This window comes from Paraburkholderia sediminicola (assembly GCF_046027355.1).
GTDB classification, from domain to species: Bacteria; Pseudomonadota; Gammaproteobacteria; order Burkholderiales; family Burkholderiaceae; genus Paraburkholderia; species Paraburkholderia sediminicola_B.
Window position 1 is genome coordinate 86,478 of record NZ_JAQQEK010000017.1, and the last position, 16,070, is coordinate 102,547.

The window sequence follows — 16,070 nt, forward strand, 5'->3', positions numbered from 1 at the left end:
CCCGATGATGCTCGCGTTGCGTGGCGAGATGATATCGCGGCGCGCCAGGCAAAGCCCTAAAAAAGCCAGGCGCCGGCGGGCGTGCCGCGGCGCGCCACGCTGCGCGCGCCGCCTTGCAGCGCAGCAACCGGCCCCATAAAGATGCGTCCGCAACTTTCAGAAAGCCTACACTTTTTTGACCTGCTTTACGGGACCAAAGCATCCGGCATACAGTCCCCAGCGAAGCCGCACTTTCAACGAGACGTACTTACCAGTTCGAGGAGTTGCCCCCATGTTGCTTCGTGTACTCGCCGCGCTGCCGTTCATCGGCATTCTGCTCGGTGTTCCGTTTGTGAATCGTGTCGAGCCGCTGATGCTCGGCATGCCGTTCGTGCTGGCCTGGATCGTCATGTGGGTGGTGCTCAGTTCGATCATCATGGCGATCGTCTACCGTCTGGATCCGTCCAACCGTCAGCTCGCCGCCGATGGCGAGGAGGTCAGTTCATGAGCGCACTCATCATCATTGCTGCGATTACGCTGTTTGCGCTTTACCTGGGCGTGCGCGCCAAACGCGGCCACGACATGAGTCTCGAGCAATGGACCGTGGGCGGCCGCAGCTTCGGCACCGCCTTCGTGTTCCTGCTGATGGCCGGTGAAATCTACACGACCTTCACCTTCCTCGGCGGCAGCGGCTTTGCTTATGGCAAGGGCGCGCCGGTCTATTACATTCTCGCGTACGGCACGCTCGCGTACATCCTCTCGTACTGGATGCTGCCGCCAATCTGGCGTTACGCGAAGAATCATCGCCTCGTCTCGCAGCCGCACTTCTTCACGCGCAAATACGACAGCCCGGCGCTCGGCACGCTCGTCGCGCTGGTCGGCGTGGCCGCGCTGATTCCCTACCTCGTGCTGCAGTTGAAGGGTCTCGGCATCATCGTGGCGACGGCCTCGTACGGCGCGATTTCGTCGACGGCGGCCGTATGGATCGGCGCCTGTGTCGTGACCGCCTATGTGATCGTCTCCGGCGTGCGCGGCTCCGCGTGGAATTCGGTGGTGAAGGATCTACTGATCCTCGCGATCGTGCTGTTTCTCGGCATCTATCTGCCGCTGCACTACTACGGCGGCTTCAGCGACATGTTCCGCGCGATCGACGCCGCGCGCCCCGGCTTCCTCACCTTCCCGGCCAAGGGTTCGAGCGTGACGTGGTTCCAGTCGACCGTGCTGCTGACGGCGCTGGGCTTCTTCATGTGGCCGCATACGTTCGGGTCGATTTTCACCGCGAAGGACGAACGCATTTTCCGCCGCAACGCGATGGTGCTGCCGTTGTATCAGCTGATTCTGCTGTTCGTGTTCTTCGTGGGCTTCGCGGCGACGCTGAAGGTGCCGGGTCTGAAGGGCGGCGACATCGACCTGTCGTTGTTCCGCCTGTCGTTGCAGACCTTCGACCCGTGGTTCGTCGGCGTGATCGGCGCGGCCGGTATCCTGACCGCGCTGGTGCCGGGCTCGATGATCCTGACGTCCGCGTCGACGCTGCTCGCCAACGACGTGTATCGCGGCATGGTGAGCCGTCAAGCATCGGACGCCACGGTGACGAAGCTCGCCCGATTCCTCGTGCCGGTGGTGGCGCTGGTGGCGGTCGGCTTCACGCTGCAAGGCGGCGAAACCATCGTCGCGTTGCTGCTGATGGGCTACAGCTTCGTGACCCAGCTCTTCCCGGCGGTGATCTGCAGCCTGCGTCCACATAACCGCGCGACCAAGCAAGGCGCGTTTTGCGGGATTCTGGCCGGCGTCGCGGTGGTGGCCGTGACGACCACGATGCACCTGAGCATCGGTCAGCTGATGCCGTTCCTGCCCGATGCGTTGAAGGACATCAATATCGGCTTCCTGGCGTTGGCGGTGAACATCATCGTCTTCGCGGCGGTGAGCGCGGTGACGCAGCCGCGGCCGGTCGAGCAGACGCCCGCGCCGGTGCATTGATTCAGGCTTGCTTCCTTGCGCAGTGAATGAAAGGGTTGTCGCTTCGGCGACAACCTTTTTTTATGTCCCGCGCCGGCGTTTGGAATTGAAGTCAAATCTACCCATGAATGAAAAAACCGCCCGACGGGCAGCGAAGCGTCAAGACAAATAAATAGGCCTTCCAGGCCAAAGAATCGCTCACCCGCACTGCAACACAAACCCTCCTCGCGGTCCTTGCAAATCCGCGAACCTCAGGCACATCCCTTGCTGAACTGACGCGTCCGCGAATCCCACCGCACTGTGCAAGTGCAAAAAATCCCGTCCTTTGGGGGCCACTTTGCCGCTCAACGTTCTTCTCGTCGCTTCCGAAGCCTTGCCGCTCGCCAAATCCGGCGGCCTCGGCGACATGGTCAGCGCATATGCCGCCGCTCTGCGCGATGCCGGCGTCGACGTCTCGATCCTGATTCCCGCTTATCCAGCCGCGCTCGAACGCGCAGCCGACGTCGCGCCCGTCGCGCGCATGACCGGCCTGCCCGGCGGCGACGCCCGGCTGCTGCGCGGCCAGATGCCCGATACCGGCGTGCCGGTGCTGCTGCTGCAGATGGATCACCTGTTCGCGCGCGAAGGCCTCTATCGCGATCCGCAAGGGCGTGACTACCTGGACAACCTCACGCGCTTCGCCTCGCTCGCGGCGGCGGCCGCGCGAGTGGCGCGCGGCGTGCGCAACGTCAAGCGCCCCGACATCGTGCACGCGCACGATTGGCATGCAGGACTGACACCGCTCTATCTGCGGCTCGCGGGCGTCGCCGCGAAAAGCGTCTTCACGATTCACAACCTGGCGTTCCAGGGCAACCATCCGCTCGCCATGGGCGGCTGGATCGGCGTGCCGTCCGAATTGCTGGCGCCCGCGCTCTCCGACGAACGCAGCATCGAGTTCTACGGCTCGCTGAGCATGATGAAAGCGGGCATCGTCCATTCGGATCGCGTCACGACAGTGAGCCAGCGCTATGCACGCGAGATCCTGACGCCGCACTTCGGGCACGGCATGGAAGGCGTGTTGCAGGCGCAGGCCGGCAAGCTGTCGGGCATCGTCAACGGCATCGATACGGCAGCATGGAATCCGGCCACCGACAAACAGATCGCCCGCCCCTATTCCGTCGACGACACCGCCGGCAAGCAGGCCTGCAAACGCGAACTGCAACAGGCCTTCGGTCTGACGCGCGATCCGTTCGCGCCGCTGGTGGCCATCGGCAGCCGGCTGACCGAACAGAAGCTCGCCGATGTCGTCGTGCATACGCTGCCGGCGCTGCTCGAACGGCATCCGCGGCTGCAGTTCGCGATTCTCGGCCAGGGCGAGCACGGTCTCGAACAGGCGCTGCAGGATGTCGCGTCCGCATGGCCGGGACGCGTCGGCGTGCAGATCGGCTATGACGAGCAGCGCGCGCACATGCTGCACGCGGGCGCGGACATTCTGCTGCACGGCAGCCGCTTCGAACCCTGCGGACTGACGCAGCTCTATGCGATGCGCTACGGCACGATTCCGGTCGCGTCGCGCGTCGGCGGCCTGGCCGATACGATCGTCGACTATGTGCCGCATGATCCTCGTGGCGAACAGAAGGCGACGGGATTTCTGTTCGACGGCGAAAGTCCGGACGACGTGATGCATGCGCTCGGCTGTGCGTTGGCTGCGTTTGTGCAGCCGTCGTCGTGGCACGTGTTGCAGCGGAATGCGATGAGCCGCGACTTCGGTTGGGACGCGTCGACCTCGAACTATCTCGCGTTGTATGCGGATCTGGTCGATGCACGTCCGGCGCTGCGCGATACACGGGTTCGCAAGACCGCGGTTCGGGCGCGGACGGCGGCCTCCGCAGTCACGCGCAGGGAAGAGTTCAACGCGGGCAGCGGGGAGATGGCGCGCAGCGCGTGAAGCGCTTGAGGCGTTCGGCTTGGGTGTTACCGGGCGGGCTGCCGCGCGTTATGCTGTGCGGCATCTCAACGTGTTATGGAGTTGCCGATGCAGCCGCCCGTTCTCCGAGTCGCCCGCCCTACTAACGATCTGCATAAGGTCGCCGATTTCTATACGCGGGGATTGGGCTTCGAAGTCCTGGCGAGCTTCGAGAATCACGAGGGCTTCGATGGCGTCATTGTCGGCCGGCGGGGCTGCCCCTGGCATATCGAGTTCACACACCAGCACGGCGTGACCGTCGAACGGGCGCCGACCACCGAGCACCTTCTCGTCCTCTATCTTCCCGAACACGATGCATGGAGCGCGGCCGTCGAGCGGCTCGAAGCGCTCGGCGTGCCCGCGTGCGAATCGGAGAATCCTTACTGGGACCGTCATGGCAAAACGTTCGAAGATCCGGATGGATATCGGATTGTTTTGCAGAATGCGGCGTGGGGATGAACAGAAAGCTGCTTGACAGCTATCACCACCGTTAGGCAAGCTGCGGCGTGCAGAAGCTTGCACTACGAGTCCCGTTTCCTGTTGCGCCTGTTGTACCGCGCCGTATGAATGCGCCGTACGAACGAACGATCACGCTGCCGTCGTCCACGGCTCATTCCCGAGGATCGCAATGCACAGAACACGAACCATCGCTGCTGCCGCGCTACTTGCCATCGTCCTCACGGCCTGCCATACGGCGCCTACCAACGACTTCTCCAAAGCCCCCGTCGCACCCGTCAGCGCCAACAGCGCCGACATCCGCTCGATCGCCAGGGACGCGTATCTCTACGGCACCCCGATGGTCGATACGTACAGCATCATGTATGCGTTTTCGGTGGATGCCACCAACCCGCAATACAAAGGTCCGTTCAATTCCATCCTGAACATCTCGCGCGTCTTCACGCCGGACGACACCGCCTTCGTCACGCCCAACTCCGACACGCCCTATTCGTTCGCCGGCCTCGATCTGCGCGCGGAACCCGTCGTCATCACGGTCCCGCCGATGGACGCGAAGCGCTACTTCGTGTTTCAGTTGATGGATCTCTATACCTTCAACTTCGCGTATATCGGCAGCCGCACCACAGGCAACAACGGCGGCAAGTACCTGATCGCGGGACCACGCTGGAACGGTCAGACGCCAAACGGCATCACTCAGGTGATCCGCTCCGAGACCGATCTCGTGAACGTGGTCGGACGCACGCAATTGTTCAATCCCGACGACCTTGCTAACGTCAAGCAGATTCAGGCGGGCTACAAGGTGCAAACGCTCTCGGCGTTCACCGGCAGCAAGCCCGCGCCCACCGCGCCGCCGGTGCAGTGGATCAAGCCGCTCGCGCCGGCCACCGCGCGGACATCGCTCGAATTTTTCAATGAACTTGCGTTCGTGTTGCAGTTCGCGCCGGTCAATCCGGGTGAGGCTGGACTGCGCAGCCGCTTCGCGCAGATCGGAGTCGTGCCCGGCAAGCGGTTCGATGCGAACGCGCTCTCGCCGGAACAGAAAGCGGCTTTTCAGGCCGGCATGCAGGATGGCCAGAAAGCGATCGACGACAAGCGCGCGTCGCTCGGCGGCAAGACGGATACGCTATTTGGCTCGCGCGAGTATCTGAAGAACGACTACGTGGCGCGCGCCACCGGCACCCAGGTCGGGATTGGCGCGAATTCGCGTGAGGAAGCGTTGTATCCGGTGCTCGACAAGGATTCGACCGGACAGCCGCTCGACGGCAGCCAGCATCGCTACGTGCTGCGTTTTCCGAAAGGACAGTTGCCGCCTGTGAATGCGTTCTGGTCGGTGACCATGTATGCGTTGCCCAGCCAGTTGCTCGTGAAGAATCCGATCGACCGGTATCTGATCAATTCGCCGATGTTGCCGCAACTCAGGAAGGATCGCGATGGCGGCCTGACGATCTACATCCAGGCGAATTCGCCGGGCAAGGCCAAGGAGGCCAACTGGCTGCCGGCGCCGGAAGGACCGTTCATGATCACCTTGCGGTTTTACTGGCCGAAACCGGTGCTGCTGGATGGCAAGTGGAAGACGCCGGTGGTCAAGCGGGTGAAGTAGTTGGAATCGAGTGTGCGTGGCGTGAGCCGTTACTGGCTCACGCCGCTGGGTCGGGCATGTCGTTATCTGGCTCAGCGCTCCACGCTTCCGAATTCACGCCGTGATGGACGAAGAACAGGCCGTCGCTATCGGACGGCAAAATGAGTGAGGGATGTCAGTCGCGAAAACGCGAGCGCGCCACTACGAGACTGCGCGTTCCCTGGGCGTTTGCGCATGGGCATCCGTCAGCAACGGCGGTAGACTGTCCGCCGGATCGAAACCGGACATCAACCCACTATGCACAGCGATTCCACACCTTACGTGCTTTACTATTCGCCCGGCGCGGCGAGCATGGCCGTGCACTGGATGCTGATAGAACTGGGCATCGCTTTCGACGCGCAGTTGATCGACATCGACGCGGGCCAGCAGCACGACCCGGCATATCTGCGGCTCAATCCTGCGGGACGGGTGCCCACGCTGATGATCGACGGCACGCCGCGCCACGAGTCGGCCGCGTTGCTGATACTGCTGGCCGAACGGCATCCCGATGCCGCGCTCGCCCCCAAGCCGAACTCCGTCGATCGCGCCGCGTGGCTCGAAATGATGGTCTATCTCGCCAACACGGTTCTGCCCGCCATGCGCGACTGGTTCTATGCGGACTCCGATGGCGACCCTGCCGGCGCCGAAGCGGTTCGCGCGCTCGCATGCCGTCGGCTCGACGCAGCGTGGGACAAGCTCGATGCTCATCTCGGCGAAAGTCATGACTATCTGATCGGCGACAAGCTGAGCACGGCCGACTTCATGGCCGTCATGTTGATGCGCTGGACCCGCAATATGCCGCGTCCGGCGCTCGGCTGGCCGAATCTTGCCCGCTATATTCGAAAGCTACGTGCGCTGCCTTCGTTCATCGAATTGAATGCGCGCGAAGGACTGACCGAATGGCGTAACCAGGAAGATTGACGCGCGATTGACCGGGATCGTGCGGGCGCCGACTTGCTGTGGCCGCACTCGCGTGAGCCATTTCTCGTGTCGCGCGCTTGAATGTCGTGGCCGCATCGGCAAGCAGCGATCAACTCGGCCGCTTGCCGATGATCACGATGCCGCGTGAAAGTCCGCTCACGCTATCCACCGCCAGCGCGCCCGCGTACAACTGTGCGAGCGGTACCCACACAGCCGGATATTTGTAGCGCGCCACGTCGAGCAGCAGCGCGCTGTCGCTTGCCGAGTCGTAGGCCGCGAGCGGCGACCAGTGTCCGCCGCCCGTCTCGCCGATTTCCACCCGCCTGAAATTCAACAGCACGAAGCGGTCGCTGTGGCCCGTGGTCGCGCGCACGAGGTCGCGAAACTGGCCGAGCGACAGGTCCGCCGCGTGGTATTTCCTGACTTCGACCGGAAAGGCGTTCAGCGCCGTGCTGAGCTGATCGAGCGTCATGCCCTCTTGCGAGACCCGCGCGGCGTTAGCCACCTGCGGATCGATGCCGTGAAAGAAATCTTCCTGGGAGAAAAACGGGAAGTCGGGGTACTGCGTCGACTGGGGCCGGCGGATGCCCAATGCGTTGAGCGCCATGACCGAGGTCGCGACGGAGCAATAGGCCTGGTTGCGCTGGGTTTCGAAATACTGCGAGAGAGGCCAGTACGACTGATTGGACGTGGAACTCGTCAGCCGTTTCTGGCCGGCCGGCTGCGCCAACGCGACGAGGTTCGGCGGCACTGGCAGCGGGCCGTCCGCCGGGCGTGCGGTGGCTTGTGCGCCAGCCTCGCTGTCGGGCTGAACAGCGGGCTGAATAACGGCAGGCGGAACGGCGGCCTGACTGCTGGCCGGCGGCACCGGCGCACAGGCGGCCAGCGCCGCGGCCACAACGGCGACGATCCACTCAGGCTGGCTCAAGCGCCCAACGGCGCGCATCAACGAATATCTGGACATGGATCTTTCCGCTGTGGATGAACCCGGGTGACTGCCGCTGTGCCGGGGTATAAAAAACAGCGCGCATCGGCAAGCCCCGATTTTGTAACACGAAACAAAGTTCAGCGTGCGCGACGGTGCGCGAGCTTCGACCCGCGAAGCGCGCTTCTCCCCTACAATGCTGCAGCATTTTTTAACCGACTCTCGCACATCACCGCCGAAGTCAATCCAACGGAAAGCGCTGGTCTGAACATGACAATCCAGTCACCCTGCATCGACATTTGCAAACTCGACGGCAAAACCGGCTTCTGCATCGGCTGTCTGCGCACGCGCGACGAAATTCGCGCGTGGAAGACCATGAGCGATGACGTGCGTCTCGCGGTCATCAATGAACGGCCAGGCCGGGAAGCGATGCTGAAAACGGAAACGGAAACGCAAGCGATGCAAGCGACACCACAGACGCAAACGTCCTAAGCGCCCCGCTCAATCAGCCTGCGCCGCAAACGCGTAACCGTTCTTGCCGCCGCGCTTGACGCGATACATTGCGTCGTCCGCCGCGGCGACGAGGCGCTGGTAATCGCTGACGAGATCCGGATAGCTGGCAATGCCGATGCTCGCGCGCACTAAGCCGATGCCTATCTGCTCGTCGGTCTCGACCACACACGCGATGAGCCGTTGAGCAATCTCGGCCAATTCATCCGCCGTCGAATATTCTCGAATCAGCACCGCGAATTCGTCGCCGCCAATGCGCGCGACAACATCCGCTTTGCGCACCGACTCGCGAAAGGCGCGCGACACCGCAATCAGGAATTCATCGCCGACGCGGTGGCCGAGCGTGTCGTTGACCTGCTTGAAGCCGTCCAGATCGACATACAGCACGGCGATGTTGCGAGCCGTCGGACCGGCTTGCAAATTCGCCGCCGCCTCGTCGAGCGCGGCGAACAGCTTGCGCCGGTTCGGCAAGCCGGTCATGGGATCGTGCAATGCGGCGTACTCGAACTCGTGCGACTCGCCCGCCAGCTGACGATTGCGTTTCGCGTACATGCCGAGCGCGGTGAGCAACATACAGAACAGCAGCGCGGCCAGCGCGATCAACACGTTCGCGACATGGGCAATCCGCAGGCGCACGTCGGCGCCATCGGCATCGCGCTGTGCACGCCAATACGGCGGGATGGTGGCAAGCAACGCATCGGTTCCGTTCAGACTGGCATCGGGCGTCAACGCAGCCGCCGGCACCCGCGGCGCAGCGGACGGACTGGCATTCACCAAAGCCGCGAGCGACTTCAGACGCTCGGCGAGTTCGATGCGTGCATGGCGGTAACCCTGAGTTTGCGTTTGACTGTCGGCGGAGTGCTGCTGCCACACGCCGACCATCGCGCGAGCACTTTCCGCCCGCTCCGCCGCTTCGAGCACGAGCCCGGCGTATTCCTGCTTCAACTGATCGGAGAAGATCGTCCTGATCTGCAAGGCGAGATAGAGAAGGCCGACCAGCAGACAAAGCAATGACGCGCCGGCCAGCATGGCAGGAGCGCGTCTGAAGCGGCTCATGAAGGCGCCTTTTGAATCGGCCCGCCCGGTTCGGCGCCGCTCACGGATGAGAGTAGAGGTCTTGCCGATTTGCGTTGCCATGCTGCCGATAATTCACACGACGAAAGAAGAGCCCCATGCGGGCGAACAGATTGTCTTTGTGCCTCGCACTCTCGGGCGCGGCACGGCGCTCCTGAGGCGTGGCCCGGCCGTCTTTACCCGCACGCGCCGCGGCGAGTTGGTGCGTCGGCGGATTGGCCGCGCTTGCCGAACGGCGAGCGGGCGTGGGCGGCGTAGCGGCAGATGCCGGTGTGCCGGGTGCCGCATCCGCAACGACGTCAGGCGGCACCGCCGATGCCTTGACCTGGCCGGACCAGGACGCGAACTGCCCGCCCGCTTCCGGATCCACGACGGCTGCCGATGCCGCGACCGTCGCACCGCGCGCAGCCGTTGCCGGCAACGATTGCGGCGGCTTGGCCAGCACGGCCGCTGCCGGCAACGCCGTCACGCTCGCGGTTTTCGCCATCACTGCCGCACTCGCCGACGCGCTATTGCCGAGCGCTCGCCGCGCGCCGACCATGGCTTCGGCGTACGCCTGCTGATCGTGATTGAACCAGACGCCATATGCCACCGTACCCATCACACCGATGACTAGCGCGCTGGCCGCGGCCACGCACATGGCGAGGCGTCCGAACCTCGGCGGCGTGGCGGAAATTGACAGACCGCTCGTCTGGCCGCCGGCATCCTGGCCATCGAGCACCGATTTTGGCGAGTCTGTATCGTTGTACATCGCAATACTCTCCGGAATCCTTACGTCTGACCTGTGGGCCCGACTTTATTCACACGATTTTGCAGGTCCATGCAAAGCCGCTCGAAGAATGTACCCCGCTCATCGCGCGACAACCACAACACGGCAATGCTGCGCTTTAAACGTCGTCTTTGCGAGGCGGTTTTGCGCGGAAGAAACAGGTAAAACGTTCCACGCCGCGTGTAGTCGCGCGCAGTGCGGGCGAGCTTCGCAGTGCGTCGGTCAAGCCGTACAGGGTGTGAGCAGCGGGCATCGAGCAAGTGGCCGCGGGTGGCCGTCAATCATGCAACAACCACGCCCGAGCACCGCAGGGTGTTTGATGCTTCGAAGGTTGCGCTTTAAACGCAAGTGACGTTCCTGGCGCTCGCGCTGGACCTGTGGATCGGTTTTGAGGGTTCGCCTCTGTCCGGCTGTCCAAAACCGCCGGTTCTCTGGCCGGATCGGCCATGCTAATAAACGCTTGGTGGCGGACGTCGTCGCCATGCCGTCGGGGCCCGCTGCTGATCAAATGCCCCGACATCGGATCCCTTGCTGCATGCGCCGAAGGCGCCACAGGCAACACACGCAGCGAAGCTGCATGCAATGCGTGAGCGCCCTGGCCACCGCAGTCTCTAGATTGGTCTCCTACGACGCTCACTGCACGGTAATGGTCTCCTTCATATTCGGGTGGATGCCGCAAAACACCTTGTACACGCCCGGCTTGTCGAACTTGAACTGGTACGTGTCGTTCTGGTCGAGCGCGGCAGAGCGAAACATGCCTGCGTCATTCACGACGGTATGCGGTTCGCCGTCGAGATTCTTCCAGGTCACGGTCGAACCGGCTTTGACCGTGAGCTCCATCGGCGAGAACATGAAGTTCTTGATGACGACCGCGTTCGGCGTCTCCGCCCGCGCCACGGAAAACCCGGACGATGCCGCGAGCAACGCCGAACTTGCGGCCAACGCCAACAATACGCGGCGAATTTTTTTAGTTTGCATAACTGATCTCCTGCGATAAAAAAGTGCTGGCTATCAAACCAGCGTCGTGTCGTCGAGCGTGGCCTTAAGCGGATGCCGCGCGATCTTGATGCTGGTCACGCCGAGCATTTTCGGCAGCTGGTCGCTCGCCACCGTCAACGGTCCGGGGCCCGGGCCGTTGCCCGCGGTCGGCTGCGGATAAGCCGTCGAGCGAGCCGTGTGGAAAGTGATGTTGCCCTCCACTTTCGACACGATCTGATGAATGTGGCCGTTCAGTACCGTCACCGAACCGAAGCGTTTCAGATAGCTCATCGCCTGGCCCGCATCGCCGGTGCCCCAGCCCCACGGCTCGTAGATCGTCCACATCGGCATGTGCGCGAACACGACGATCGGCGTGCTGGACGAGCGCCCCTTCAAATCGTTTTCGAGCCATTCGAGCTGTTCGTCGCCGAGGCCGCCCAAGCCGTTCGGTTTGAAATGCATCACGTTGACCAACCCGACGAAATGCACGCCCTGATGGTCGAAGCTGTAATAGCCCTTGTTGTCCGAGGCCTTGCCGAAGCGGCTGAAGTATTCGGTTCCGGGGCCGTCCGTCACGTCGTGCTCGCCGGGCACGGTGTGCAGTTCGGTGATGTTCAGGCCGGACATCAACTGGGCCGCGAGATCGAACTCCGCGGGCTTGGACAGGTGCGTGATATCGCCGGTATGAATGGTCAACGCGGGCTTGACCGGCATCGCGTTGACGTACTCGATGGTCTGCTTCAGCGTGCCCGCCACGTCCGGATTGGCTTCCTTGTTAAAGCCGATATGCGAGTCGCTGATCTGCAGGAAAAGCGGCACACCCGCCGTAGCAGCGGATGACTTCTGGTCGGCGGCGAGTGCCAGCTCCACCGGCGTGAGAATGCCGCCGGAAAGAACGAACACGGTGCCCAAGCCACCGAATGCAAGACACTTCAGTGCGCCGCGCCGCGACGCGTCGAATGATTGATCTGACGACATGTTGACCTCACGATAAAGAGTCGCAGCCGAGCCGTGGATCATCCGGCGGCCCTCGCGAGTCGGTTCGTCAGGCATGACTGAGCCGGCGCCGGTTTTATTCCAGCTTCAATCAATCGGCAGATGAATCGTCTTGCGGTGTTGGCGGATTGGCAGAGGGCTCAGGTCGCTGCACCAACGCCCGGCCCGGTGTCGGGCGCCTGCGTCGACTAACCCCTCTCCATGCCTGCCAGGCATGTTGGCCAGCTTATAAAGTCTTTTTACTTAGACTCGCGAGCCACTAAATTGCACTCAAGGCAAGGATTTGAGGCAGATCGCAACCCGCTTAGCCGGACGTCGCCTGCCTCCGCCCCATACCGCAAATACATACCATCCAGGAGTTGAAAATGAGCCAACCCGTCATTCTGATTACCGGCGCACTCACCGGCATCGGCCGCGCCACTGCCCTCGCTTTCGCCGAAACCGGCGCCCGTCTCGTCGTCTCCGGCCGTCGTGAAGCCGAAGGCAAGTCGCTCGAAAAAGAACTGCGCGAACTCGGCGCGGATGCGCACTTCGTCCAGGCCGACGTGCGCCGCGACGAGGAAGTCGCGAGCCTCGTCGACCAGACGGTCGCGCGCTTCGGCCGCATCGACGCCGCCGTCAACAACGCCGGCACCGAAGGCCAGCCCGGCGCGATCACCAGCCAGACAGTCGAGAGCTACGCCGCGACGTTCGACACCAACGTGCTCGGCACGCTGCTCAGCATGAAGCACGAACTGCGCGTGATGTCGGCGCAAAAGAGCGGCAGCGTGGTGAACGTTTCGTCGACTTACGGTCATGAAGGCGCGGCCTTCGCTTCCGTGTATGCGGGCAGCAAGCATGCGGTGGAAGGCATGACCAAGTCGGCGGCGCTCGAAGTGGCGTCCATTGGCGTGCGGGTCAACGCCGTCGCGCCGGGGCCGACCGACACCGGCATGCTCGACCGCTTCACCGGCACGCCGGAGAACAAGGCCGCGCTCGCCGCGAAGGTGCCGCTCGGCCGCATCGGCAAGCCGGATGACGTGGCGCGCGCCATCGTGTTCCTGGCATTGGATGCGGCGTCGTTCATCACGGGGCAGATCGTGACCGTCGACGGCGGCAAGACCGCCGGCTGATCGCGGCGGCTCGCTCCACTGCGGCACATGAAGTGCCATTGAAACAGCGGCCCGCATCGCTGCATCACGATGCGGGCCGCCGAACTACCCCACACTGCCGCTTATTGGCCCTGCTGCGCCTGTGGCTTCAGTTTGAACTTACCCTGATAGCGGATCGTCGGACGCTGCGATTGCGTCGTCGGCGCCGTCATCAGCAATTGACGTGCGAGCGGTGTGGCCGCCGGACTCAGCGAGCCGATACTGGTGACGCGCGACGGGTCCGCGAGACCGTTGTTCACCAGCAGCTTCGCCTCGAGTTGCAGACTGGTCAGCAGGACCGGATCCTTCAGCGCATTACCCTGCGCGAGCAACTGGCTCCACGCGTTGTTGCTGTAGTTGGTCACGTAGTAGTCGAGACCGCTCGGATCCGCGAGCACCGCGGAACAGCCGTTCAGACGCACCTGCGTTTGCGTGTCCTTCATCGCCAGCGTCTTGCGCGAAGTCAGGCCGTCGCCATACGCGAGCGTCAACGGAATGGTCCACTGCGTGCCCGGATACTGATTCTGATTCGGGAACGGCGACTGCTTCAGCGTGACCACGGTCTGATTGGTCGTCAGATCGCACTGCGTGTCGAGCGAGATCAGCGGCACGCCTGTTTGCCGCACGAAACTGTCGCCGATTGCCACCATCGGCTGGCCGCTCGCCTTCGCCAGTTCGTCCCACAGACGCTTGGGCGTAACGTTGCCAAACGAATAGTCTGCGAGATACGACTGCAGCCCCTTGCGCATCACTTCTTCGCCGAGGTAGTTCTCCAGCATCTTCAGCACGTGACCGCCCTTGTCGTACGTGAAGGCGCTCGCGCTCAGCACGAAGTCGTTCGACGCCCAGCCGTTGAAGTTCGGCTGCACCGGGAACGCGGTGGACTTCAGATCCGCATTGATCACGGCGTACTTGTTCTTCACGTCGTCGACCCAGCTGAAGCGGTCCGGGAAGAAACGCACCTTGGTCTTGTTCTCGAAGAACGTCGCGAACGACTCGTTCAGCCAGACGTCGTCCCACCAGTCGAGTGTGACGAGATCGCCGAACCATTGGTGCGCGGCTTCGTGCGTGAGCACCGTCACGCCGTAGTCGGACATGGTTGTTCCCGGCGCCGGCAGAATGTCGTCGGCGAATTCGAGAATCGCGCCCCAGTTCTCCATGCCGCCGAAGTTCAGGTCCTTCTGTTCCTTGAACGCGTCGTTGGCCGCGATCGTGTCGAACTTGGTGAGCGGCAACGGAATGCCGGTGTAGCGATAGTAGTAATCGAGCGCCTGCTTGGTCTGTTGCATCGCCGGCTTGGCCCAGTCACGCATGCCGGGCGGCGTGAAGATGCGCAGATGCAATCCCTTGCCATCGGGCAGCGGGCTCGCGAAGTCGTCTTCGAGAATGTCGAACTGGCCGCCGCCGAAGAACAGCAGATACGACGGCATGGGCGGCGTCTTCTCGAACGACACCAGCTTGTAGCCGCTATCCACGTTCACCGCCGGTTTCTCGGCCGCGTTCGAGACGACGTTCCAATTCTGTGGGACCTCGGCGCTCACCTCGTAGGTGGGCCGGAAAGCCGGCTCGTCCCAACCCGGGAACCACTGCCGCGCCAGATTCGACTCGCCTTGCGTGAGGATCGCGCCGCTCGTCGTGCCGTCGGTCGACTTCAGATCGACGCGGAACACGCCTTCGGCCGCGGAGCAACCCGGATAGGGATCGTCGCCGCAACTGCCGCCGGTCTTGGCGACCGGATCGTCATAAGTCTTGAAGTTGATGATGCCGCTCCACTCCATGTGCAGCGAGTAGTTGCCGGCGGCGATCTGTCCGCTCACGGGGCGCAGTTGATAGAAATCGCCGTCGTCTTGCGGCGTGGCGATCAGCGGGATGTTGCCCGGCTGAAGCGTGATCGTGCCGTTGGTGAACTTGACCCGGTGCCCGGCGATCGTGATCGCGTTGACGGCCTTCAGCACCTTGATCTGCACGTCGGCGCGGCCGTCGAACGAAGACAACGCGGGGTTCGGCCGGAACCACAGCCTGTAGTTGATCGGCGTGACCGTGTCGGGCAACTCGACCGGCGGCACCGTCTTGTTGATCGATGTGTCCGCCACGACCGGCGCGGCGGGCGGGGCCAGCGCTACTTCGGAGGCGCTTGACGCGGCCGCGGGCGCCTGCCCGGATTTGCTCGTCAAGGACGACGAGCCGTCGCTGCCACCGCATCCCGCCAGAACCGCAATTCCGGCGAGTGCGAGGCACTGCATCTGCAATCGGAAATTTATACGCATGATTAATCCTCGACTGACAATATCGGCATTAAAGAAAGTGCGATGAGTGCTTCAGCTGGTTTTCTCTTTTTTCAGCGAAAAAGGTCTCCCGCACTAGCACCGAATTGCTAGCGAGAATATAGGAACGTGTTGGCGCCTCAGCACTTTTGGCTGATTTTAGAATTGCGACACACGTTTATTACAATGCTTTCACAGCGACAGCCTGGGCCATTAATTCCGGCCTTCATTCGATCGTCCGGCTGACCGGCAAAGCGGCGGCTTACCTGCGTCTCCGGGCAGGTGGATTAAACCGAGGTCAGTTTTTGACGACAGTGCGTAGCCTAGTTTGGCAAACGTTCCCGTGTCAACTTCCTTTCACAATCTTTCTTTCACTTGTGTTTTGCGTATGCAAACCGAATGGCTGCAGTAATGGGACTGAGTTAATCCTCTAAAAATCGCAATATCTTTCCCGACTACGGGAAACTTTATTTTTCTTTGCGCAGTATTGTGTTATGGCGCAATGGCGCGAGCGAATAACCTCCAACGAGGTAATAATTTTAACTAGCT

14 protein-coding genes are annotated in these 16,070 nt (G+C 62.5%); 8 read left to right on the forward strand and 6 right to left on the reverse strand.

The features are described 5' to 3' along the window. The first annotated feature begins 271 nt into the window (after positions 1-271). From PQR42_RS26700 to PQR42_RS26725, 6 genes are all read left to right on the forward strand, one after another. A complete protein-coding gene (locus PQR42_RS26700) occupies positions 272-487 on the forward strand; it encodes a DUF3311 domain-containing protein (RefSeq protein WP_116144978.1) in 216 nt (71 codons plus the stop codon). Further along, the gene (locus PQR42_RS26705) at positions 484-1,956 is read left to right on the forward strand and encodes a sodium:solute symporter family protein (RefSeq protein WP_408207504.1); all 1,473 of its coding nucleotides are present in this window, start codon (positions 484-486) and stop codon (positions 1,954-1,956) included. The genes PQR42_RS26700 and PQR42_RS26705 overlap by 4 nt, the downstream gene beginning before the upstream one ends. Positions 1,957-2,272: 316 nt before the next feature. After that, complete coding sequence (glgA, locus tag PQR42_RS26710) at positions 2,273-3,862, forward strand: glycogen synthase GlgA (RefSeq protein ID WP_408388296.1); 1,590 nt, start codon at positions 2,273-2,275, stop codon at positions 3,860-3,862. Positions 3,863-3,949: 87 nt separating this feature from the next. Beyond that, positions 3,950-4,339, forward strand: coding sequence for a VOC family protein (locus tag PQR42_RS26715; RefSeq protein ID WP_408388176.1), 390 nt, complete (start codon positions 3,950-3,952; stop codon positions 4,337-4,339). Between the two features lie 169 nt (positions 4,340-4,508). Continuing rightward, positions 4,509-5,936, forward strand: coding sequence for a DUF1254 domain-containing protein (locus PQR42_RS26720; protein ID WP_408388178.1), 1,428 nt, complete (start codon positions 4,509-4,511; stop codon positions 5,934-5,936). Positions 5,937-6,212: 276 nt separating this feature from the next. Continuing rightward, on the forward strand, positions 6,213-6,875 hold the full coding sequence (locus tag PQR42_RS26725; protein ID WP_408388179.1) for a glutathione S-transferase family protein: 663 nt from the start codon (positions 6,213-6,215) through the stop codon (positions 6,873-6,875). A gap of 109 nt (positions 6,876-6,984) precedes the next feature. Here PQR42_RS26725 and PQR42_RS26730 read toward each other — a convergent pair whose 3' ends face one another. Then, positions 6,985-7,839, reverse strand: a complete 855-nt coding sequence (locus PQR42_RS26730) for a phytochelatin synthase family protein (RefSeq protein ID WP_408388181.1) — start codon at positions 7,837-7,839, stop codon at positions 6,985-6,987. 27 nt (positions 7,840-7,866) lie between these two features. Between PQR42_RS26730 and PQR42_RS26735 the strand changes: the two genes are divergently transcribed. Continuing rightward, positions 7,867-8,292, forward strand: a complete 426-nt coding sequence (locus tag PQR42_RS26735; RefSeq protein ID WP_408388184.1) for a DUF1289 domain-containing protein — start codon at positions 7,867-7,869, stop codon at positions 8,290-8,292. Positions 8,293-8,301: 9 nt separating this feature from the next. Here the strand turns inward: PQR42_RS26735 and PQR42_RS26740 are convergent, their stop codons facing one another. The 4 genes from PQR42_RS26740 to PQR42_RS26755 all read right to left on the reverse strand — a co-directional run bounded on the left by PQR42_RS26740 (position 8,302) and on the right by PQR42_RS26755 (position 12,109). Next, entirely contained in the window at positions 8,302-9,366 is a 1,065-nt protein-coding gene (locus PQR42_RS26740; RefSeq protein ID WP_408388187.1) for a GGDEF domain-containing protein, read from the reverse strand. Positions 9,367-9,406: 40 nt separating this feature from the next. Then, positions 9,407-10,135 carry a hypothetical protein gene (locus PQR42_RS26745; protein ID WP_408388189.1) on the reverse strand — a complete coding sequence of 243 codons (729 nt, stop codon included), beginning with the start codon at positions 10,133-10,135 and terminating at the stop codon, positions 9,407-9,409. 651 nt (positions 10,136-10,786) lie between these two features. Continuing rightward, positions 10,787-11,131 (reverse strand): cupredoxin domain-containing protein, encoded by a 345-nt coding sequence (locus PQR42_RS26750; protein ID WP_408207520.1) that lies wholly within the window; start codon positions 11,129-11,131, stop codon positions 10,787-10,789. A gap of 33 nt (positions 11,132-11,164) precedes the next feature. Further along, entirely contained in the window at positions 11,165-12,109 is a 945-nt protein-coding gene (locus PQR42_RS26755) for a metallophosphoesterase family protein (protein WP_408207522.1), read from the reverse strand. A 383-nt stretch (positions 12,110-12,492) separates the two neighbouring features. On the opposite strand from PQR42_RS26755, the gene PQR42_RS26760 reads away from it, so the two are divergent. Further along, positions 12,493-13,239 carry an SDR family NAD(P)-dependent oxidoreductase gene (locus tag PQR42_RS26760; RefSeq protein ID WP_408388191.1) on the forward strand — a complete coding sequence of 249 codons (747 nt, stop codon included), beginning with the start codon at positions 12,493-12,495 and terminating at the stop codon, positions 13,237-13,239. 101 nt (positions 13,240-13,340) lie between these two features. Here the strand turns inward: PQR42_RS26760 and PQR42_RS26765 are convergent, their stop codons facing one another. Next, positions 13,341-15,524 (reverse strand): M1 family metallopeptidase, encoded by a 2,184-nt coding sequence (locus PQR42_RS26765; protein WP_408207526.1) that lies wholly within the window; start codon positions 15,522-15,524, stop codon positions 13,341-13,343. Between the last annotated feature and the right edge of the window lie 546 nt (positions 15,525-16,070).